Genomic DNA, 20,197 nt, shown 5'->3' on the forward strand with positions numbered 1-20,197 from the left:
CGTTGCGCGCTGTCCGACGCCGAAACCAATTGTGCCCACAGTCCGCCGCTATGCACGACACACGACGGCGGACGATGGTTGTGCGCCTACCCCCGCCTCAGCGGCCCAGACGCCCGCGGACCATGCCCACGAGCGAGTTGAGTTCCTCGATGCGCATCCGCCGGGCTGCGACGAAGAAGACGACGACCAGGACGGCCCCGCCGGCGACGAGCGCGGCGAAGGAACCGATGACGCCCTGGCCAAGGGTGTGTCCGATGCCGTAGCACGCCGCGCCGCTGAGCAGGGCCGCCGGCACCGAGGCGATGCACAGGCGCGCGTACGTCCGCATGACACGGGTACCGTCCAGGTCGCCGCCGAGCCGCTTGCGCAGCCGCCGCCAGGCGACGCCCACACCGATCGCATAAGCCAGGCCGTACGCGGCGGCCATGCCGGCCACCGCCCAGCGGGCGGGCAGCAGGAAGTAGCAGAGTGCCGAGGCGCCCGCGTTGACGGCGGCGACGATGACCGTGTTGTAGAAGGGCGTGCGGGTGTCTTCATAGGCGTAGAAGGCACGCAGGACGACGTACTGCACCGAGTACGGGATCAGGCCGAGGCCGAAGGCCATCAGCATGTAGCCCATGTTGACGGCCGAGCTGGTGCCCGCGGAGCCGAAGATCAGCGTGCACATCGGAATGGCCAGGGCGAGGAAGCCGAAGGCGATCGGGACGATGGCGACCGCGGTGGTGCGCAGGCCCTGGGAGATGTCATCGCGGACGGCGCCCGTGTCGCCCTCGGCGGCAGAGCGCGAGATGCGCGGCAGCAGGGCGGCCATCAGGGAGACCGTGATGATGGCCTGCGGCAGGCCCCAGATCAGCTGGGCGTTGGCGTACGCGGCGAAGCCGGTGCCCTTGATGCCGGAGTGCTCGCCGGCGGCGGTGGAGAGCTGGGTGACGACCATGGCGCCCGCCTGGTTGGCGAGGACGAACAGGACCGTCCACTTGGCGAGCATCGCGGCCTTGCCGAGGCCGTGGCCACGCCAGTCGAACCGCAGCCGGATTCGGAAGCCCGTCTCGCGCAGGTAGGGGATCATCGCCAGTGCCTGGACGATCAGGCCGAGCAGCACACCGACGCCGAGCAGGCGTTGGCCCTCCGGCGGGATGTTCGTGACGGTCAAGCCGGAATGCGAGGCCGTGCCGTAGACCCAGATGAACAAACCGAGCGAGACGATGATGACGATGTTGTTCAGGACCGGCGTCCACATCATGGCGCCGAACTTGCCGCGTGCGTTGAGGATCTGACCCATCACCACATGGATGCCCATGAAGAAGATCGAGGGCAGGAAGTAGCGGGTGAAGGTGACTGCGACCTCGTCGGCGGCCGGGTTGCCGGCGATGGTGGGAGACAGCAACCGCACCAGCAGCGGCGCCGCGAACATCGCGAGTCCGGTCAGCGCGGCCAGCGCCACCATCACCAGGGTCAGCAGACGGTTGGCGAAGGCCTCGCCGCCGTCCTCGTCCTCCTTCATGGACCGCACCAGCTGCGGCACGAACACGGAGTTGAGGCCGCCACCGACGGTGAGGATGTAGATCATCGTCGGCAGCTGGTAAGCCACCTGGAAGGAGTCGGCGAGGAAGCCGAGGCCCAGCGCCGCGGCGATCAGCGCCGAGCGGATGAAGCCGGTGAGGCGGGAGACCATGGTGCCCGCCGCCATCACGGCACTGGACTTCAGCAGCCCGCCCGCCTTGCCGCCCTTCTTCGTGGGCGCGGCGGCAGCCGCCTCTGGTTCCGCTTCGCTGAGCGGACCGGAGGGAGCCGGCGCCGCGGCCGGGGCGGGCACGGGCGACGGGGCCGGGTTCCCCGGGGCAGCCGGGTAGGAGGCTTCGGCGTACGGGTTGCCCTGCTGCGGGCTCTGGCCCTGTACCGGCGGGTACGCGGCGGCGGGACTGTACCCGCCGCCCGGAGCGGCGCCCGGCCGGGAGAAGCCCGGCGGGTCCATGGGCGGCTGCCCGCCGGTCTGCTGCTGGTCCTTGAAGAGATGTGCGAAGGCGTCCGGCTCGTGGTGCTCCTCGCCCGAGTGCGTGACCAGGTCGTCCACGCCCACGAACTGGGTCGTACGCGGGTCGTCGCCGTACGGCATGTGCGGGGTCGCACCGTCCGGCTCCGGCGCCGGCGTCTGCGCCCACACCTGCGGGTCGGGCGCGTAGGGCGACTGAGCAGGCGGGCCGTAGAGCGGCTGCTGCTGGTCGTAGCTGCCCGGAGGGGGCGGCGGGTGCGCGGCGCGGTCGTAGAGCGCCTCGGCGACCGGGTCCTGGGCGGCCAGGTCCTGCGCCCGGTAGGGGTCGTGGTCGTAGGCGTCCTGGAGGTACATGTCGGCCGCTTGCTGCGGCGGTACCTGACCGGGCTCCGGCGGCGGCGTCTCGGGGTAGCCCGAGCCGGCCGCGGCCTGGCCGCGATCACCGTCGTACGGCGCGTTCATGCTTTACCCCACCTCATCGTCCCGGGCCCACCGGCCACGACATCGCTCAACGGTCCACTCTCTCACCCGTCCCGGACGGGTCGGCGCTTTCCGGTGCGGTGTCCGGCGCAGGGTCACTCGGGTGCTGCGGGGCTTCTGCCCCGGAAGCGGAGCCGGATTCCTCCGGTTCCTCCGGTTCCTCTGCTTCCTCCGGGAGACGGTCCGCGGGGGCGTCGGGGTTCCCGGGTTCGTCGGTGGGATCATCCGCCGTGCCGGGGCCGTCCTCCTCCGACTGACGGGCCGCGGCGCGCTTGCGCTGGGTGTACATGCGGAAGCCGGCCAGGACGAGGAGGAGCACACCGCCGCCGATGACCAGCATCACAGTGGGCGTGATCTCGGTGACCTTCACGTCGAAGCTGACGGCGTTGCCGTATCGCTGGCCGTCCTCGGTGTACAGCTGGGCGACGACCGTGACCCGTCCGTTGGCGTTGGCCGAGGTGGTGAACTTCACGGACTGGCTGTGTCCGCCGGAGATCTCGACCGGCTGCTCGGAGTAGGCCTTGCCGCCGATCTTCAGACGGGTCGGCATGCTCGAGGTCAGGCGCAGGACCAGATGGCCGACGGGCTGGACGAGGTTGTTCTGGACGGTCACCGGGATGGTGGCGCTGCGGCCAGAGAGCTTGGTCTCCGACTTGTCGATCAGCTTGACCTGGTCGGCCAGGTTGTCGAGCCAGGACTCCACGCCGTTGCGGTAGCTGTTCGCTTCCGCGCTCCGGCCGCGCCACGACGCGGACATCTCACGGTTTATGGCCCGCCCGAACGGTGTGACGACGCGGGACTGGTCGGAGAGGATCACCTGGAAGCTGCCGAGCTTGTCCTGGGTGCGTGCGATCTGCTCGAAGGCCGACCGTGGCAGTTCCTGCGCACGCAGTGACGAGGGGTAGGAGGACGCCGACGGGATGCGCGTGGTGGCGTTCGGGTCGGGCTTGTCCTTGGCCGCGGCGCCGAGGTCCTGGGACTCGGACCAGTTCCCGCCCTGGAGCGCCTTCAGCGCCGCGGCCATCGCCTGTGCCTGGCTCCCCGTGGGCATGCGCTGCGGGGCGACCACGATGCTGCGCTGCTTGTCGGTCTGCGCGTTCACCTCGAGGCTCTGGGCCAGGAACTCCTGCACGGACAGCGTGGCCGAGCCCGCCTTCGTGAGGTCGCCCGTGAAGGCCGTGGACAGCCGGGCGTCGGAGACCACCGCCGTGGTGCCTCCGCCGACCGGGCGGGCGGCGGAGGGCGTGTACGGCAGTCCGGCGGTGTCCTGGAGGCTGTCGCTGCGGGCGATCACGCGGTCGGCTCCGGCGGAGGTCGCGACCTTCATGATCGCTGGGTCCACGGAGCCGTCCACAGGCCAGGCGAAGTCGGTGCTCGGCGTGACATGGAGCACGGTCTTGACGGTGGTGGCGGCGACGTCGGTGGCGTCCTTGAGGTGGCTGAGCGAGCCGGTGACGCTGGTGCCGTTGTGCGCGAGGGACGCGAGATCCGGGTCGGCGAAGGGCAGCGCGACTACCTCCTTGCCCGTCACCGCGTCCTGCAGGTCCGCCAGCCACTGCTTGGCGATCGCCTGGTGGTCCTTCGGGCCGGGCGTGGTGGCGTCGCCGTCGCCCGGCAGCCGGTAGTTCCCGGTCGCCATCGCGTCCACCGAGGCCAGCAGGTCCGGGTCGATCACCCAGGTGACATCCAGGTCCTTGCCCAGTTCCACCATCTGGGCCAGCCGGCCGCCCGGTGCCAGCTCCTTGGCCAGAGCGTCGTTGAGGAACACCGGCGTCTGGAGTTCACCGGCACCCGTCTTGGCCGTCATATGGACCGTGGAGATCAACGGCCACAGGAACGTCGTCTTCGTCTTGGTGTCAGCCTCGGACGGCTGCCACGGCAGGAAGGTCCGCTGGATGCCCAGCACCTGGTCCCAGGGCTGTGCGGCGGTCTGGCCGGAGAGGGAGACACCGAACTCGTAGACGCCGTCGTCGCCGAGGTCGAGCTTGTCCACGGGGACGGAGATGCTGAAGTGCTCCGCGACGCCGGGGGACAGCTTCGCGAACTTCTCCACGTACTTGCCGCCGACCTCGGAGCCGGTGCCGCCCTGAGGGTCGTCGGAGCGCTGGGCGACGCTGTCGATCGCCGAGCGGGTGTCCAGCAGGGGACCCACGCGCAGGCCCACATGGGCGCCCGTGACGGTCTGCTTGCCGTTGTTGGTCACCGTGCCCGACACGGTCAGCGTGTCCCCGTCCGTGGGGGCACTGGGGGTCAGCGTGTCCAGGGAGACGGACACCGTGTCCGCGGAGGCGGCCTGGGCGGGCGCCGCGGCGGGCAGCTGGAGCAGACCGGCCAGCAGCGGCGCACCGGCGAGCAGCGCGCCGGTGCGCCGCAGCCACCGGCGGGCAGGTGAGGCACTGGTCCCCTGGAAGTCAGCCGCCTCGGCCACGCGCTCGCCCGTCCCTCGTCGTCAGTGGTCGTCGGAATGTGCGTCCACGCATGGTAACGATGCGCGCTGAGGGTAAGTGCCGCGGTCTCCTCGACAAGATCGAAGAACACCGGTGACCCGTCCTCTATATCCAGTATCGAGTGGAGAGCTTCCGTACGCCGTGAGAGCAGTGCTTACGGCGGGTATGCCGGGAGCCTGTCCGCAGCCGCCTCCGGGGGCCGTGGACGGGAGGAAATGGAGGGCGCCCCTGGTCGCCGGGGCACGTACCCTCTTCTGTTGTGCCGAACCCCAACGAAGACACTCCCTCTGCCCTGAGCCAGGCGCAGCAGCGCGCGGTCGCCGAGCTGCTGCGGGTGGCCCCCGTCGCCGACGATCTCGCCCGCCGATTCCAGGAGGCCGGGTTCTCCCTCGCCCTGGTCGGCGGATCGGTGCGCGACGCGCTGCTCGGCCGGCTCGGCAACGACCTGGACTTCACGACCGACGCCCACCCCGAGGACGTACTGAAGATCGTCCGGCCCTGGGCGGACGCCGTCTGGGAGGTCGGCATCGCCTTCGGCACCGTCGGCGCGCACAAGGGCGGCTACCAGATCGAGATCACGACCTACCGGTCGGAGGCCTACGACCGCACCTCGCGCAAGCCCGAGGTGTCCTACGGCGACTCGATCGAGGAGGACCTGGTCCGTCGGGACTTCACGGTCAACGCGATGGCCGTGGCACTGCCGGAGAAGGAGTTCATCGACCCGCACGGAGGCCTGGAGGATCTCGCGGCGCGGGTGCTGCGGACACCGGGTACGCCCGAGGAGTCGTTCTCGGACGATCCCCTGCGGATGATGCGGGCCGCCCGGTTCGCCGCCCAGCTGGACTTCGAGGTCGCTCCCGAGGTCGTCACCGCGATGACGGAGATGGCGGGACGTATCGAGATCGTCTCGGCCGAGCGGGTCCGGGACGAGCTGAACAAGCTGATCCTCTCCGTCTACCCGAGCAAGGGGCTGGCCCTGCTTGTCGACACCGGGCTCGCCGATCATGTGCTGCCCGAGCTGCCGGCGCTGCGGCTGGAGAGTGACGAGCACCACCGGCACAAGGACGTCTACGAGCACACGCTGATCGTCCTGGAGCAGGCGATCGCGCTGGAGCAGGACGGTCCCGACCTCACCCTCCGGCTGGCCGCGCTGCTGCACGACATCGGCAAGCCGCGCACCCGCCGCTTTGAGAAGGACGGCCGGGTCTCGTTCCACCACCACGAGGTGGTCGGCGCCAAGATGACCAAGAAGCGCATGACCGCCTTGAAGTACTCCAACGAGCTGGTGAAGGACGTCTCGCGGCTGGTCGAACTGCACCTGCGCTTCCATGGCTACGGCACCGGTGAGTGGACGGATTCGGCGGTGCGCCGCTATGTGCGTGACGGGGGCCCGCTGCTGGATCGCCTGCACAAGCTGACCCGCTCGGACTGCACCACCCGTAACAAGCGCAAGGCGGCCGCGCTGTCCCGGGCCTATGACGGCCTGGAGGAGCGCATCGCTCAGCTCCAGGAGAAGGAGGAGCTGGACGCGATCCGCCCGGACCTCGACGGCAACCAGATCATGGAGATCCTGGGCGTCGGCCCCGGCCCTGTCGTCGGCAAGGCGTACAAGCACATGCTGGAGCTGCGTCTGGAGAACGGCCCGATGGAGCACGACGAGGCGGTGGCGGCGCTCAAGGAGTGGTGGGCCGGGCAGAGCTGATCTCTGCTGGGCCGGCACCGGTGGTGTTTCACGTGAAACATTCCGTCTGAGCCTGGGACGCCGAGGGGCGATGTTTCACGTGAAACATCGCCCCTCGGCATGTTCGAGCGCTACTTGTTGTTTCCCAGGCAGAGGACGAAGGAGTCGCTGCCTTCCTTCCACGTGATGGCAGCGGTCGTTCCCGTGACCGACTGGCAGGCGAGCATGGCGAGGCTGGTGCCGCCGTCCTTCTTGAGCACCTTGTAGTCCGCCTTCGGGTCGCTGCAGTTCAGCTGCTCGATCTGCGGGTGATCGTTGCTTCCCTTGTTCGTCAGGCAGTCTCCGACAGCCAGCTTCTTGGTGTCGTCATCGTGGTTGAAGTACCAGCCGCCGGCTATGACGATGAGGCCGACGACGATGCCGGCTATGCGCAGGTACTGCCTGATGCCGCGCTTCGGCCGCTGAGGAGGCATCGGTGCATACGGTGCCGCGCCCTGCGGGGGGAACCCGGGCTGGCCCGGCTGCTGCGGGTAGCCGCCCTGCGGCGGGTACGGGGCCTGGGGCTGGCCGTACGCCTGCTGGCCCTGTGCGAATGGGTTCTGGCCCTGAGGCGGCGGAGTCGTCACTTGGGGTTCCCCCTGGGAGAGTTGGTGAGCGGCACGCATAAGCGGCGCGTAAGACGCACGTAAGCTACCGGGCTCCGCTGACACTCCTGTAATTCAGAGGGACTCTGTGGCTTTGATGTGACACTCACCGGTGCTCAAAGCGGCCCATAGCGCGAGCAACCGCTCCGTAGATGACAGAGATGGTGACAACCAGCGTCGCCGAGCGGCCGTCCGGCGGCAGCATCAACGCGGCCACCGCGGCGGCACCGACGAAGGCGATGTTGAACAGGACGTCATAGACGGAGAAGACGCGCCCGCGGAAGCCGTCGTCCACCGAGGACTGCACGACCGTGTCGGTCGCGATTTTCGCGCCCTGGGTGGTCAGGCCCAGAACGAAGGTCGCGACCAGCATGGGGCCGACGGCGAACGGGAGTCCGAGAGCCGGCTCCAGGATCGCGGCCGCCGCGGCGCACACGACGATCCAGCGTCCCGGACCGAGCCGTCCCGCGGCCCAGGGCGTCACCACGGCCGCCGCGAAGAAGCCGGCGGCCGACGTGCCCAACGCGAGCCCCAGCAGGCGCAGTCCAGCGTCTGTGTTCGAGGCGAAGGCGTAGCGGCACAGCATCAGCAGCATGACCAGCAGGGCGCCGTAGCAGAACCGCATCAGCGTCATCGTGACGAGCGCCCAGGCGGCTTCCCGGCGTGGCGGTCCGGTGAGGTGGCGTACGGCTGCCGCCAGGTCGCGGGCGGTTCCGGCGAGGGCCACCGTCAGGCGGGGCTGTACCAACTCGGGGTCCGGCCCCAGCTGTCCGGGCGCGAGGCTCAGGGACGCGAGTGCCGCGCACAGGTACAGGAGGGCGCCGAGCAGCACCACCGCGGCGTCGGAGTCCGCCGCCACCAGCCGTACGACGAAGGCGAGGCCGCCGCCCGCGGCCGCGGCGAGTGTCCCGGCGGTCGGCGAGAGAGAGTTGGCCATCACGAGGCGCTCGTCGTCGACCACGCGCGGGAGCGCGGCGGACAGGCCCGCGAGGACGAAACGGTTGACGGCGGTGACGCACAGCGCGGAGACGTAGAAGAGCCAGTCGGGGACCTGGGCCATGATCAGCACGGCCGTCGCCGATGCCATCAGAGCACGCAGCAGATTGCCGTAGAGGAAGACTTGCCGGCGCCGCCAGCGGTCCAGCAGGACGCCCGCGAACGGGCCGACCAGTGAATAGGGGAGCAGCAGGACGGCCATGGCCGAGGCGATGGCGGTGGCCGAGGTCTGCTTCTCCGGGGAGAAGACGACATACGCGGCGAGCGCGATCTGGTACACACCGTCGGCGCCCTGGGACAGCAGGCGGATGGACAGCAGGCGTCGGAAGTACCGCAGGCGCAACAGGATGCGCAGGTCACGGACGACGGGCATGGGGCACAGCCTCACATATGCGGAAGGTCCCCGGGTCGGTGAACCCGGGGACCTTCACAGCCCTGGCAGGAGCGTTCTCGTACGAGCGGTCCAGCGCGCCTCGGCGCGCCGTGCCGTGTCGAGCCGGCGCGCTAAGCCGTGTCGGCCTAGCGCTCGACCTCGCCGCGGATGAACTTCTCGACGTTGTCGCGGGCCTCGTCGTCGAAGTACTGAACCGGCGGGGACTTCATGAAGTAGGACGACGCCGACAGGATCGGGCCGCCGACGCCGCGGTCCTTGGCGATCTTCGCGGCGCGCAGGGCGTCGATGATGACACCCGCGGAGTTCGGGGAGTCCCAGACCTCGAGCTTGTACTCCAGGTTCAGCGGGACGTCACCGAAGGCGCGGCCCTCGAGGCGGACGTAGGCCCACTTGCGGTCGTCGAGCCAGGCCACGTAGTCGGACGGGCCGATGTGGACGTTCTTCTCGCCGAGGTCCCGGTCGGGGATCTGGGAGGTGACGGCCTGCGTCTTGGAGATCTTCTTGGACTCCAGGCGCTCGCGCTCGAGCATGTTCTTGAAGTCCATGTTGCCGCCGACGTTCAGCTGCATCGTACGGTCGAGGATGACACCGCGGTCCTCGAACAGCTTCGCCATCACGCGGTGCGTGATCGTCGCGCCGACCTGGGACTTGATGTCGTCACCGACGATCGGCACACCGGCCTCGGTGAACTTGTCCGCCCACTCCTTGGTGCCGGCGATGAAGACCGGGAGGGCGTTGACGAAGGCGACCTTGGCGTCGATGGCGCACTGCGCGTAGAACTTCGCCGCGTCCTCGGAGCCGACCGGCAGGTAGCAGACGAGAACGTCGACCTGCTTGTCCTTCAGGATCTGGACGACGTCGACCGGCTCGGCCTCGGACTCCTCGATGGTCTGGCGGTAGTACTTGCCGAGGCCGTCGAGGGTGTGGCCGCGCTGGACGGTGACACCGGTGCTGGGCACGTCGCAGATCTTGATGGTGTTGTTCTCGGAGGCGCCGATCGCGTCCGCGAGGTCGAGGCCGACCTTCTTGGCGTCGACGTCGAACGCGGCGACGAACTCGATGTCGCGCACGTGGTAGTCACCGAACTGCACGTGCATCAGGCCGGGGACCTTGGACGCCGCGTCGGCGTCCTTGTAGTACTCGACTCCCTGCACCAGCGATGCCGCGCAGTTGCCCACGCCGACGATGGCTACGCGAACCGAACCCATTCCGGTTGCTCCCTGTGTGTACGAGTGAGGCCCTTGGTGGGACTCACGTGGCGGTGTCGTCGGGCGTATCCGTCCGGGGGGTGTCCCCGGCACGGGGCAGGCCGCCCGTCGCTCCAGATGTGGTGTCCTGCTGAGCGGGGCCCCCGGATGCGGAACCTCTCAGGTCCCGCCCGGCCCGCTCGCTCTCGATGAGCTCGTTCAGCCAGCGCACTTCGCGCTCCACGGACTCCATCCCGTGGCGCTGGAGCTCGAGTGTGTAGTCGTCGAGGCGCTCCCGCGTGCGTGCCAGGGAGGCGCGCATCTTCTCCAGGCGCTCCTCCAGGCGGCTGCGCCGGCCCTCCAGCACGCGCATCCGCACATCGCGCGACGTCTGCCCGAAGAAGGCGAAGCGCGCGGCGAAGTGCTCGTCCTCGTACGCGTCCGGGCCCGTCTGCGAGAGCAGCTGTTCGAAGTGCTCCTTACCTTCTGCCGTCAATCGGTACACGATCTTCGCTCGGCGTCCGGCGAGGGGAGCGGCGTCCTCGTGAGTGCTGCCCGGTTCCTCGATCAACCAGCCGTTGGCGACCAGCGTCTTGAGGCACGGGTAGAGGGTCCCGTAGCTGAACGCGCGGAACACACCCAGGGACGTGTTGAGCCGTTTACGCAGCTCATAGCCGTGCATCGGGGACTCGCGCAGCAGGCCGAGCACGGCGAACTCGAGGATGCCGGAACGTCGGCTCATCGTCGCCTCCTCTCGGTCCCGCTGGTCGCTCCCGCGGGTCTCACAGTGCTTCTCAGCGTCTTTATCTCGCGCTGATGTATCGACTCGATACATCACGACGATAGAACGGCCTTCCGCAGGCGACAAGAGGGGCGGTGGTGAACGGGGTCACATCACCGATTCATACGGTGCGGGTTGCCTGTTTTGGGGTGAACTTCAGGGCTCGGCAGGTTTTGGCGGTGCGTAGTCTGTGCGGCATGCAGACCACCGGGAACCAAGTGACGCCTGGGGGGCGTCGTCGTCCCCGGTGCAGTACGGGTGAATGCAGAACCGACCACATCCGTACTTCGGGGGGACCGGAAATCAGCCGCCGTTCCAGGCGCGCACGGGTGCGCCTGCCCGAGGAGTAATCGTTCGATGAGCGAGCACCGTCGCAAACCGCCGCAGCCGCAGGGAGGCGGACGTGCCGCGGCCCGACGCGGCCAGTCCGGCTCGTCCTCCGGTCGCCGTGCGGCACCGCGAGGCGACACCGGGTCCCCATCCGACTCCTATGGCTCCAGTTCCTATGGGTCGGACTCCAGCGGTCCCGGAAGTGAAGAGCGTCCCTACGGCAGCCGTGCAGAGGCCCGCCGGGCGGCGCAGAGAGGCAGCCGCCGCAGAGGCGCCGAAGCGGGCCCGGGCGGCCGGCGCGGCGGTCCGGGCGGCCCGACCGGTCCCGGGCGCGGCAGGGGTCGTGTGCCGACCGCGCCCGTCAAGAAGCGATTCATCGACTATCCCCGGGGAGGACGGTACGGCTGGCGCCGCTGGGTGCCCTCCTGGAAGCTCGTCTCCGGGCTGTTCATCGGCTTCGTCGGCAGCCTGGTGGCGCTGGTCGGCGTCAGTTACGCGATGGTCTCGATCCCCAACGAGAACGACGCGGCCAAGTCCCAGAACAACGTCTACTACTGGGCCGACGGCACACAGATGGTGGCCACCGGCACGGGCGTCAACCGGCAGAACGTCAGCATCGACCAGATTCCCGATGCCATGCAGTGGGCCGTGATCTCGGCCGAGAACAAGAGCTTCTACCAGGACTCGGGCGTCGACCCCATGGGTATCGCGCGCGCCGTGCTCAACATGGCGCGGGGCGGCCAGACCCAGGGTGGCTCGACGATCACCCAGCAGTATGTGAAGAACACCTATCTGAGCCAGCAGCAGACCCTCACCCGTAAGTTCAAGGAGATGTTCATCTCCATCAAGGTGGGGACGAAGCTCGACAAGAAGCAGATTCTGCAGGGCTACCTGAACACCTCGTACTTCGGCCGCGGTGCGTACGGCATCCAGGCGGCGGCGCAGACGTACTACGGCAAGAACGCGGTGGACCTCACGCCGAGTGAGTGCTCGGTTCTCGCGGCGCTGCTCAAGGGCCCCACATACTTCGACCCGGCGGGCAACGCGGACCTCGACCCCACGGCGACACAGGCTGCCAACACGAAGCGCTCGCAGGACCGCTCGAGGTGGATCCTCGAGCAGATGCACAACGATCACCACCTCAGCGACGCCGACTACCAGAAAGCCATCTCGAAGTACCCCGTGCCCGACGGCCGCAAGGCAACCAGGGGCATGACCGGCCAGATCAGCTACCTGGTGGACACGGCGAAGAAGTACGTCCTCGCCCACTCCGACATCACGGAGGCGCAGTTCGACCAGGGCGGCTACCAGATCAAGACGACCTTCCAGAAGGCCAACGTCATCGAGCTGGCCGCGGCTGTGAAGAAGATCCAGAAGGACCGCATCGATCCAAAGCGCCGAGACCTGGACAAGTACGTCCAGTTCGGAGCGGCATCGGTGAAGCCCAAGGACGGTGCGATCGTCGCCCTCTACGGCGGTGACGGCTACGAGAACGGTCACTTCACGAACAACGCCGACACCTCCGGTGTCCCGGTCGGTTCGACGTGGAAGCCGTTCGTGCTCGCCGCGGCCATGCAGTACGGGACCTACAGGTCCGACGGGCAAGGCATCTCTCCGCTGAGCAAGTACAACGGCAACGACCATCTCAAGGTGCTCAACCAGGACGGCAGCACGGTTCTGAAGAAGGACAACTCGGTCTTCTATCAGCGCAACGAGAGCGACTACAAGTGGGGCTACATCACGCTGCGCAAGGCAATGGAGCAGTCCATCAACACGCCGTTCGTCCAGCTCGGCATGGATGTGGGGCTGACGCACGTCCGGGATGTCGCCCAGGCGTCCGGCATCCTCAAGGACAGCTTCTCCACGCTCAACCCGTCGTTCGCCATCGGTACCTCGACCCCGAGCGCGATCCGCATGGCCGACGCGTACTCGACCTTCGCGGCGTCCGGCCAGCACACGGACCCGTACTCCGTGACCTCGGTGAAGAAGGACGGCCAGGATCTGCCGGGCTTCACCAAGCCGAAGATCACCACGGCGATGCCGGCCAATGTGGCGAACAACGTCACGGACGTCCTGCAGAACGTCATCCAGAACGGTACGGGTCAGAACGCCAAGGCCCTGGGCCGTACGGCAGCGGGCAAGACCGGTACCACCGACAGCAACAAGTCGGCCTGGTTCGTCGGCTACACCCAGCAGCTGTCCACCTCGGTGGCGATGTTCCGCGAGAACCCGAAGGACCATGAGCTGCTGTCCATGAACGGCACGGCCGGCGTCCCGTCGATCCACGGTGGTGACATCCCGACGTCCGTGTGGACCGAGTACATGCAGGCCGCGCTGAAGGGCGACAACGACAGCGGCTTCCCGGACGCCACCGAGATCGGCAAGGTGCAGGACGAGCCCGGTGCCCCGTCTCCGAAGCCGACCCCCAGCATCACGCCGAGCCCGACGCCGAGCAACTCGCCGAGCCCGTCGCCCAGCCAGGCGTCTCCGTCTCCGTCCCCGTCGGCGAGCGACACCTGCCAGTGGAGCTGGGGCAACCCCTGCAACGGCAATGGCAATGGCGGCACGGACACGGGAGGCACCGACGGAGGCACCACTCCGACGCCGAGCGTCACGGATACAACCGGCCCCGGCAACACCCGTGGCAACGGCAATGGAGGCATCTTCGCAGGTCAGAATGGTTAGCCGCCGGTCCTGACCGGTTGGCGTCATTTCACCCACCGCGGGTGTTTCACGTGAAACACGGGCCGCCGTACCTTACGAGGTGCGGCGGCCCTCGGTGTTCTCCTAGGCAGGTACGGCAGGATGTGTCCCATGCCCAGTGCAGAGATGACGCCCGCGAGCATGCACGAGCCCGAGCCCGTGCGGCCCGCCACGGCAGAACCGGTGCGGCCGACCAGTGAGGACGAGATCGCCCGGGCCGGCAGTGAGCTGATCGGGGGTCCGCTCGGGCGGCGCGCCCTGCCAGGCACCTCCTGGTGGACCCCAGTCCGGGTCGTCCTGCTCGTGGCGATCGGTATGTTCGCCCTCGGCCTGGTCCAGAAGGCGCCCTGCTACAACAGCGCCTGGTTCTTCGGTGCGAGCAGCCAGTACACCCACGCCTGCTACTCGGACATCCCGCACCTCTACCAGGGCCGCGGATTCGCCGACCATCTCGTGCCGTACTTCGACAAGCTCCCCGACGACATGTCCGGTGGCATGGGCTACCTCGAATACCCGGTGCTGACCGGCGTGTTCATGGAGGTGGCGTCCTGGATGACCCCGCACAGCGGCACCATCCAGCACCAGGAGCAGTGGTACTGGTTCGTCAATGCCGGAATGCTGATGGTGTGCGCGGCGGTCATCGCCGTCTGCGCGGCCCGCACCCACCGCCGGCGCCCCTGGGACGGCCTGCTGGTCGCCCTGGCGCCCGCCTTCGTGCTCACGGCGACCATCAACTGGGACCTGCTGGCGGTGGCGCTCACGGCCGCCGCGATGCTGATGTGGTCCCGGAGCCGTCCCGTCGCCTTCGGCGTCCTCCTGGGTCTCGCCACGGCCGCCAAGCTCTATCCCGCGTTCCTGCTGGCCCCGCTGCTCGTGCTGTGCTGGCGGGCGGGCAAGTGGCGGGAGTACGCCCAGGCCGTGGGTGCCACGGCGATCGCCTGGGTCCTGGTGAACGCACCGGTGATGCTCTTCGCCTTCCAGGGCTGGTCGAAGTTCTACACGTTCAGCCAGGAACGGGGCGTTGACTTCGGCTCGTTCTGGTTGATCTGGGCGCAGAACTCCAGCAACCCGCCCAGCACTGGTTTCGTGAACACCGCCGCCCTGGTGCTGGTGGTGCTGTGCATCCTCGGTATCGCCGTGCTGACGTTCACCGCGCCGCGCCGGCCGCGCTTCGCCCAGCTGGCCTTCCTGGTGGTGGCGGCCTTCATCCTCACCAACAAGGTCTACTCCCCGCAGTACGTGCTGTGGCTGGTGCCGCTCGCGGTACTCGCCCGGCCCAAGTGGCGGGACTTCCTGATCTGGCAGGCGTGCGAGGTGGCGTACTTCCTGGGCATCTGGATGTACCTCGCCTACACAACCAGCGGAGATGCCCACAAGGGCCTGCCGACGCACGGCTATCAGTGGGCCATCGTGCTGCACCTGGTGGGCACGCTGTACCTGTGTGTCGTCGTCGTACGGGACATCCTCATGCCGGAGCGGGACGTGGTGCGCCGGTCGGGCGACGACGATCCCTCGGGCGGGGTGCTCGACGGCGCGCCGGACGTCTTCGTGCTCGGCGCGGCAGCCCACCCGCCGAGGCACGCCGCCCATCTCGAAGGGCCGCAGGTGGACTGGGGCAGGTCGCTTCCGCCCTCCCCCGAGAGCCGTTCGCTCTGAGCGAACGCGCCTGCAGGAGGCCATGAAGAAGGCCGTACACGAGCGATGCGTGTACGGCCTTCTCGCTGTCCTGGGACGGGCTCAGCGGTCCACGAGCCGGTCGAACTGCGTGGTGGTGTGCCGCAGATGGGCCACCAGCTCGTCGCCGACCTTCGGCTCCGAGGCGTCCGACGGGACGAACAGGATCGACACCTGCATGTGCGGCGGCTCGGCGAACCAGCGCTGCTTTCCGCCCCAGACGAACGGAGAAAGGTTCCGGTTGACCGTGGCGAGGCCGGCCCGTGCGACGCCCTTGGCGCGTGGCATGACGCCGTGCAGGGCCTTGGGGGCCTCCAGGCCCACCCCGTGGGACGTTCCGCCCGCCGCGACCACCAGATAGCCGTCGGAGGCCGCCTTCTGCTGCCGGTAGCCGAACCGGTCGCCCTTGGACACGCGCGTGACGTCCAGAACGGCACCGCGGTACTCGGTGGCCTCGTGGTCCCCCAGCCACAGCCGCGTACCGATGCGGGCGCGGAACAGGGTCTGCGGGAACTGCTGCTGGAGGCGGGCGAGTTCATCGGCCTTCAGGTGGCTGACGAACATCGTGTGCAGCGGCAGCCGGGCCGCGCGCAGCCGGTCCATCCAGCCGATGACCTCCTCGACGGCGTCCGAGCCGTCGGTGCGGTCCAGCGGCAGATGGATGGCGAAGCCCTCCAGCCGGACGTTCTCAATGGCCTGGTGCAGTTGGGGCAGGTCCTGCTCGCTGATGCCGTGGCGCTTCATCGAGGACATCACCTCGATGACGACACGCGCGCCGACCAGGCCGTACACGCCGTCGACCGATGACACCGAGCGCACCACCCGGTCGGGCAGCGGCACGGGCTCCTCGCCGCGCCGGTACGGCGTCAGCACCAGCAGGTCACCGCCGAAGAAGTCCTTGATGCGCGCGGCCTCGTACGTCGTGCCGACCGCGAGCAGGTCCGCGCCCAGCCGCGTGGCCTCCTCCGCCAGCCGTTCGTGCCCGAAGCCGTAGCCGTTGCCCTTGCAGACCGGGACGAGACCCGGGAACTGCTCCTGCACGTGCTTGTGGTGCGCCCGCCAGCGCGCGGTGTCGACGTAAAGCGTGAGCGCCATGGCCGGACCCGGAACCTTTCTCGTGGCTGCGGTGTATCAGAGAGGTGAAAGCTGTGAAGCCTATGGAATCAAACGCCCGCGGTTCAGCGGCGCGACATGTAGATGTCGAGTGCCTTGTGGAGCAGCTTGTTCAGCGGGAAGTCCCACTCGCCGAGGTACTCGGCGGCCTGACCGCCGGTGCCGACCTTGAACTGGATCAGGCCGAAGAGGTGGTCCGTCTCGTCCAGTGAGTCGGAGATGCCGCGCAGGTCGTAGACGGTGGCGCCGAGCGCGTACGCGTCGCGCAGCATCCGCCACTGCATCGCGTTTGAGGGCCGGACCTCTCGGCCGATGTTGTCGGAGGCCCCGTAGGAGTACCAGACGTGCCCGCCGACGATCAGCATCGTCGCCGCGGAGAGGTTCACGCCGTTGTGGCGGGCGAAGTACAGCCGCATCCGGTTCGGGTCCTCGGTGTTGAGGGCCGTCCACATGCGCTGGAAGTACGACAGCGGACGGGGCCGGAAGTGGTCGCGCACAGCCGTGATCTCGTACAGCCGCTGCCACTCGGCCAGGTCCTGGTAGCCACCCTGGACGACCTCGACGCCGGCCTTCTCGGCCTTCTTGATGTTGCGGCGCCACAGCTGGTTGAAGTTCTTGTGGACCTCTTCCAAGGAACGGTTCGCCAGCGGCACCTGGTAGACGTAGCGCGGCTGGACGTCGCCGAAGCCAGCACCGCCGTCCTCGCCCTGCTGCCAGCCCATACGGCGCAGCTTGTCCGCCACCTCGAAGGCGCGCGGCTCGATGAAGTCGGCCTCCAGGTCACGCAGGCGCTTGACGTCCTGGTCCTGGATGCCCTTCTTGATCGTCTCAGCGTTCCAGCGCCGGATGATCACCGGCGGGCCCATCTTCACGGAGAAGGCGCCCTGCTGCTTCAGGTGCGCCAGCATCGGCTGGATCCAGTCGTCCAGATTCGGCGCGAACCAGTTGATGACCGGGCCCTCGGGAAGATAGGCCAGGTAGCGCTTGATCTTGGGCAGCTGGCGGTAGAGGACCATGCCCGCACCGACCAGCTCGCCGGTGCGGTCGTCGAACCAGCCGAGGTTCTCCGAGCGCCACTCCGCCTTCACATCGGCCCAGGCCGGGACCTGCATGTGGCTCGCCGACGGCAGGCTCTGGATGTAGGCCAGATGCTGCTCGCGGCTGATGGTCCTCAGGGTCAGGCTCATGTCGGGGCGCTCCTCGGGCTGGTGTGTCCCCATGGGTACAGGGGCTCCGGCTCTCGCGCCGAAGCCTACTGCGCCGTGCGAGCGCCCCGACTGGGCGTACGGGCCTTAACCCCGGCCGGGTGGGCGACCGGGGCGGTTCGTGGGTTCGAAAGGACGTCGCGCGGACGCCGTCGGTCAGCGGCCGATGAGTCCGCCGAACAGTCCGCCGTGTGCCATGCCGATCAGGAAACCGACCCCGGCGGCGCCGAGACCCAGGATCAGACCGAAGCGCTGTCGCGTGGTCACCGAGATCCACTGTCCGTAGATGCCGACGCCAAGCCCCACCAGGCCTGTCCACGAGGTCAGCAGGTGGAGGCCGTGGAAGAAGGACGTGATGAAGGACAGCACGCCGAGGACGAAAGTGGCCGCCATCAGGCTGTCCTGAAGGGGATGGGGCTTGCCGTCCGTGGCGAAGAGGGAACCGGCGGTGTTGGGATGCAATGCCTGTGCCATGGGCACCTCCTGCGGAAAGCGGCGCATCGTAGCGCCGCGCACACCCGTCGTGTACAGATTGGCGGCCTTCCCGGCCGGATTTCAACCGGAAGCGGGTGTGCGGGTAGTCTGTACCGTCTGCACCGGTGTCTGCCCAAGCCTGCCCAGGTATCACTGCGGGAACCCTTTGGGACCCCCGATTGTCAGTGGTGGCCGATACCGTTGCGTACGCATCACAACCCTCCTGCCACGGAACGACCGTGGCCGCTGAGTCCAAAGGAGGTGGGTTCCACATGCGTCACTACGAGGTGATGGTCATCCTCGACCCCGATCTCGAGGAGCGCGCTGTCTCCCCGCTGATCGAGAACTTCCTCTCCGTCGTCCGCGAGGGCAACGGAAAGGTGGAGAAGGTCGACACCTGGGGCCGTCGTCGTCTCGCGTACGAGATCAAGAAGAAGCCCGAGGGCATCTACTCGGTCATCGACCTGCAGGCCGAGCCTGCGGTCGTCAAGGAGCTCGACCGCCAGATGAACCTGAACGAGTCGGTCCTCCGGACCAAGGTCCTCCGCCCCGAGACCCACTGAGCTTTTCCGCTCAGCTGATCTCGGGATTCGAGTAGCAGCACAAGCAGCCAGCAGCAAACCCGCCGAGAGGTTCCCCATGGCAGGCGAGACCGTCATCACGGTCATCGGCAATCTTGTCGATGACCCCGAGCTGCGCTTCACCCCTTCCGGTGCCGCGGTCGCGAAGTTCCGTGTCGCGTCCACCCCCCGCACCTTCGATCGTCAGACGAACGAGTGGAAGGACGGCGAGAGCCTGTTCCTGACCTGCTCGGTCTGGCGTCAGGCGGCGGAGAACGTCGCCGAGTCGCTCCAGCGAGGCATGCGCGTCATCGTGCAGGGCCGGCTGAAGCAGCGGTCCTACGAGGACCGTGAGGGCGTCAAGCGCACGGTCTACGAGCTGGACGTCGAGGAAGTCGGCCCCAGCCTGCGCAACGCCACGGCCAAGGTCACCAAGACCGCCGGTGGCGCTCGCGGTGGCCAGGGCGGTTACGGCGGCGGTGCCAACCAGGGTGGCGGCGGCTGGGGCGGAGGCCCCGGTGGCGGCCAGCAGGGCGGCGGCGCTCCGGCCGACGACCCGTGGGCGACCGGCGCTCCCGCCGGTGGCAACCAGGGCGGCGGTGGCGGCGGCTGGGGTGGAAACTCCGGCGGCGCTGGCGGCGGCTACTCGGACGAGCCCCCCTTCTAGGTCCTCGGACCGGAGGCGGGCCGTACCCCAACTTCTTGATCACACAGGAGAAACACCATGGCGAAGCCGCCTGTGCGCAAGCCGAAGAAGAAGGTCTGCGCTTTCTGCAAGGACAAGGTCACGTACGTGGACTACAAGGACACGAACATGCTGCGGAAGTTCATTTCCGACCGCGGCAAGATCCGTGCCCGCCGCGTGACCGGCAACTGCACGCAGCACCAGCGTGACGTCGCCACGGCCGTGAAGAACAGCCGTGAGATGGCGCTGCTGCCTTACACGTCCACCGCGCGATAAGGGAAGGGTGACCGACTAATGAAGATCATCCTCACCCACGAGGTCTCCGGCCTCGGTGCCGCGGGCGACGTCGTCGACGTCAAGGACGGTTACGCTCGCAACTACCTGATCCCGCGGAACTTCGCTATCCGCTGGACCAAGGGCGGCGAGAAGGACGTCGAGCAGATCCGTCGCGCTCGCAAGATCCACGAGATCCAGACCATCGAGCAGGCCACCCAGATCAAGGCCCAGCTCGAGGGCGTGAAGGTCCGTCTGGCCGTCCGCTCCGGCGACTCCGGCCGTCTCTTCGGTTCTGTCACCCCGGCCGACGTCGCGTCCGCGATCAAGGCTTCCGGTGGCCCCGAGGTCGACAAGCGCCGCATCGAGCTGTCCGCTCCGATCAAGACCCTGGGCGCCCACGAGACGTCCGTGCGTCTGCACCCCGAGGTTGCCGCCAAGGTCAACATCGAGGTCGTCGCGGGCTGATCGCTGCGTGATCGCTGCGCTCGTGTGAGCCAGTGAAAGGGGCCGCACCCGTACGAGGGTGCGGCCCCTTTCTCATGGCCGGAGCGACCACCGGACCATGTTTCACGTG

The 20,197-nt window shown here is 68.3% G+C and carries 16 protein-coding genes; 7 read left to right on the forward strand and 9 right to left on the reverse strand.

The genetic code is table 11. From position 1 onward, the window contains the following. Positions 1 to 97 precede the first annotated feature (97 nt). Positions 98 to 2,455, reverse strand: coding sequence for a murein biosynthesis integral membrane protein MurJ (murJ, locus tag AB0L75_RS06545; protein ID WP_365176233.1), 2,358 nt, complete (start codon positions 2,453 to 2,455; stop codon positions 98 to 100). 46 nt (positions 2,456 to 2,501) lie between these two features. Next, on the reverse strand, positions 2,502 to 4,901 hold the full coding sequence (locus tag AB0L75_RS06550) for a DUF6049 family protein (RefSeq protein ID WP_365176235.1): 2,400 nt from the start codon (positions 4,899 to 4,901) through the stop codon (positions 2,502 to 2,504). Positions 4,902 to 5,179: 278 nt separating this feature from the next. Between AB0L75_RS06550 and AB0L75_RS06555 the strand changes: the two genes are divergently transcribed. Next, positions 5,180 to 6,622, forward strand: coding sequence for a CCA tRNA nucleotidyltransferase (locus AB0L75_RS06555; RefSeq protein ID WP_365176237.1), 1,443 nt, complete (start codon positions 5,180 to 5,182; stop codon positions 6,620 to 6,622). A gap of 110 nt (positions 6,623 to 6,732) precedes the next feature. On the opposite strand, the gene AB0L75_RS06560 is transcribed toward AB0L75_RS06555, so the two are convergent. From AB0L75_RS06560 to AB0L75_RS06575, 4 genes are all read right to left on the reverse strand, one after another. Next, positions 6,733 to 7,227: a hypothetical protein gene (locus tag AB0L75_RS06560; protein ID WP_365176239.1), complete on the reverse strand. Its 495-nt coding sequence runs from the start codon at positions 7,225 to 7,227 to the stop codon at positions 6,733 to 6,735. A 124-nt stretch (positions 7,228 to 7,351) separates the two neighbouring features. Further along, the gene (locus AB0L75_RS06565) at positions 7,352 to 8,614 is read right to left on the reverse strand and encodes an MFS transporter (protein WP_365176241.1); all 1,263 of its coding nucleotides are present in this window, start codon (positions 8,612 to 8,614) and stop codon (positions 7,352 to 7,354) included. Positions 8,615 to 8,760: 146 nt separating this feature from the next. Continuing rightward, positions 8,761 to 9,843, reverse strand: a complete 1,083-nt coding sequence (locus tag AB0L75_RS06570) for an inositol-3-phosphate synthase (RefSeq protein ID WP_365176243.1) — start codon at positions 9,841 to 9,843, stop codon at positions 8,761 to 8,763. A gap of 43 nt (positions 9,844 to 9,886) precedes the next feature. Further along, entirely contained in the window at positions 9,887 to 10,564 is a 678-nt protein-coding gene (locus AB0L75_RS06575; RefSeq protein WP_365176245.1) for a helix-turn-helix transcriptional regulator, read from the reverse strand. Positions 10,565 to 11,350: 786 nt separating this feature from the next. Here AB0L75_RS06575 and AB0L75_RS06580 point away from each other — a divergent pair. Together AB0L75_RS06580 and AB0L75_RS06585 are read left to right on the forward strand one after the other, a co-directional pair. Further along, positions 11,351 to 13,618: a transglycosylase domain-containing protein gene (locus AB0L75_RS06580; protein ID WP_365176476.1), complete on the forward strand. Its 2,268-nt coding sequence runs from the start codon at positions 11,351 to 11,353 to the stop codon at positions 13,616 to 13,618. Between the two features lie 129 nt (positions 13,619 to 13,747). After that, complete coding sequence (locus AB0L75_RS06585) at positions 13,748 to 15,292, forward strand: glycosyltransferase 87 family protein (protein WP_365176247.1); 1,545 nt, start codon at positions 13,748 to 13,750, stop codon at positions 15,290 to 15,292. 81 nt (positions 15,293 to 15,373) lie between these two features. Here the strand turns inward: AB0L75_RS06585 and AB0L75_RS06590 are convergent, their stop codons facing one another. The 3 genes from AB0L75_RS06590 to AB0L75_RS06600 form a co-directional block, all read right to left on the reverse strand. Beyond that, on the reverse strand, positions 15,374 to 16,405 hold the full coding sequence (locus tag AB0L75_RS06590) for an alanine racemase (protein WP_365176249.1): 1,032 nt from the start codon (positions 16,403 to 16,405) through the stop codon (positions 15,374 to 15,376). Between the two features lie 83 nt (positions 16,406 to 16,488). After that, a complete protein-coding gene (gene femX / locus AB0L75_RS06595) occupies positions 16,489 to 17,610 on the reverse strand; it encodes a peptidoglycan bridge formation glycyltransferase FemX (protein WP_365176251.1) in 1,122 nt (373 codons plus the stop codon). Between the two features lie 174 nt (positions 17,611 to 17,784). Continuing rightward, positions 17,785 to 18,102, reverse strand: coding sequence for a hypothetical protein (locus AB0L75_RS06600; protein ID WP_365176253.1), 318 nt, complete (start codon positions 18,100 to 18,102; stop codon positions 17,785 to 17,787). 272 nt (positions 18,103 to 18,374) lie between these two features. Here AB0L75_RS06600 and rpsF point away from each other — a divergent pair, with 272 nt between their 5' ends. From rpsF to rplI, 4 genes are all read left to right on the forward strand, one after another. Continuing rightward, the gene (rpsF, locus tag AB0L75_RS06605; RefSeq protein WP_004950685.1) at positions 18,375 to 18,665 is read left to right on the forward strand and encodes a 30S ribosomal protein S6; all 291 of its coding nucleotides are present in this window, start codon (positions 18,375 to 18,377) and stop codon (positions 18,663 to 18,665) included. 76 nt (positions 18,666 to 18,741) lie between these two features. Beyond that, positions 18,742 to 19,329 (forward strand): single-stranded DNA-binding protein, encoded by a 588-nt coding sequence (locus AB0L75_RS06610; protein ID WP_365176255.1) that lies wholly within the window; start codon positions 18,742 to 18,744, stop codon positions 19,327 to 19,329. Positions 19,330 to 19,386: 57 nt separating this feature from the next. Beyond that, positions 19,387 to 19,623: a 30S ribosomal protein S18 gene (rpsR, locus tag AB0L75_RS06615; protein WP_003949403.1), complete on the forward strand. Its 237-nt coding sequence runs from the start codon at positions 19,387 to 19,389 to the stop codon at positions 19,621 to 19,623. An 18-nt stretch (positions 19,624 to 19,641) separates the two neighbouring features. Continuing rightward, on the forward strand, positions 19,642 to 20,088 hold the full coding sequence (gene rplI, locus AB0L75_RS06620; protein ID WP_365176257.1) for a 50S ribosomal protein L9: 447 nt from the start codon (positions 19,642 to 19,644) through the stop codon (positions 20,086 to 20,088). Positions 20,089 to 20,197: the final 109 nt, after the last annotated feature.

It is taken from the genome of Streptomyces sp. NPDC052101, from assembly GCF_040680235.1.
Classification (GTDB): Bacteria; Actinomycetota; Actinomycetes; order Streptomycetales; family Streptomycetaceae; genus Streptomyces.

What these genes read in the sequence shown, in the direction of transcription:
- murJ (WP_365176233.1), bottom strand. Translation starts at nt 2,455, where the DNA reads ATGAACGCGCCGTACGACGGTGATCGCGGCCAGGCCGCGGCCGGCTCG.
- AB0L75_RS06565 (WP_365176241.1), bottom strand. Translation starts at nt 8,614, where the DNA reads ATGCCCGTCGTCCGTGACCTGCGCATCCTGTTGCGCCTGCGGTACTTC.
- AB0L75_RS06570 (WP_365176243.1), bottom strand. Translation starts at nt 9,843, where the DNA reads ATGGGTTCGGTTCGCGTAGCCATCGTCGGCGTGGGCAACTGCGCGGCA.
- AB0L75_RS06575 (WP_365176245.1), bottom strand. Translation starts at nt 10,564, where the DNA reads ATGAGCCGACGTTCCGGCATCCTCGAGTTCGCCGTGCTCGGCCTGCTG.
- AB0L75_RS06585 (WP_365176247.1), top strand. Translation starts at nt 13,748, where the DNA reads ATGCCCAGTGCAGAGATGACGCCCGCGAGCATGCACGAGCCCGAGCCC.
- AB0L75_RS06590 (WP_365176249.1), bottom strand. Translation starts at nt 16,405, where the DNA reads ATGGCGCTCACGCTTTACGTCGACACCGCGCGCTGGCGGGCGCACCAC.
- femX (WP_365176251.1), bottom strand. Translation starts at nt 17,610, where the DNA reads ATGAGCCTGACCCTGAGGACCATCAGCCGCGAGCAGCATCTGGCCTAC.
- AB0L75_RS06600 (WP_365176253.1), bottom strand. Translation starts at nt 18,102, where the DNA reads ATGGCACAGGCATTGCATCCCAACACCGCCGGTTCCCTCTTCGCCACG.
- rpsF (WP_004950685.1), top strand. Translation starts at nt 18,375, where the DNA reads ATGCGTCACTACGAGGTGATGGTCATCCTCGACCCCGATCTCGAGGAG.
- AB0L75_RS06610 (WP_365176255.1), top strand. Translation starts at nt 18,742, where the DNA reads ATGGCAGGCGAGACCGTCATCACGGTCATCGGCAATCTTGTCGATGAC.
- rpsR (WP_003949403.1), top strand. Translation starts at nt 19,387, where the DNA reads ATGGCGAAGCCGCCTGTGCGCAAGCCGAAGAAGAAGGTCTGCGCTTTC.
- rplI (WP_365176257.1), top strand. Translation starts at nt 19,642, where the DNA reads ATGAAGATCATCCTCACCCACGAGGTCTCCGGCCTCGGTGCCGCGGGC.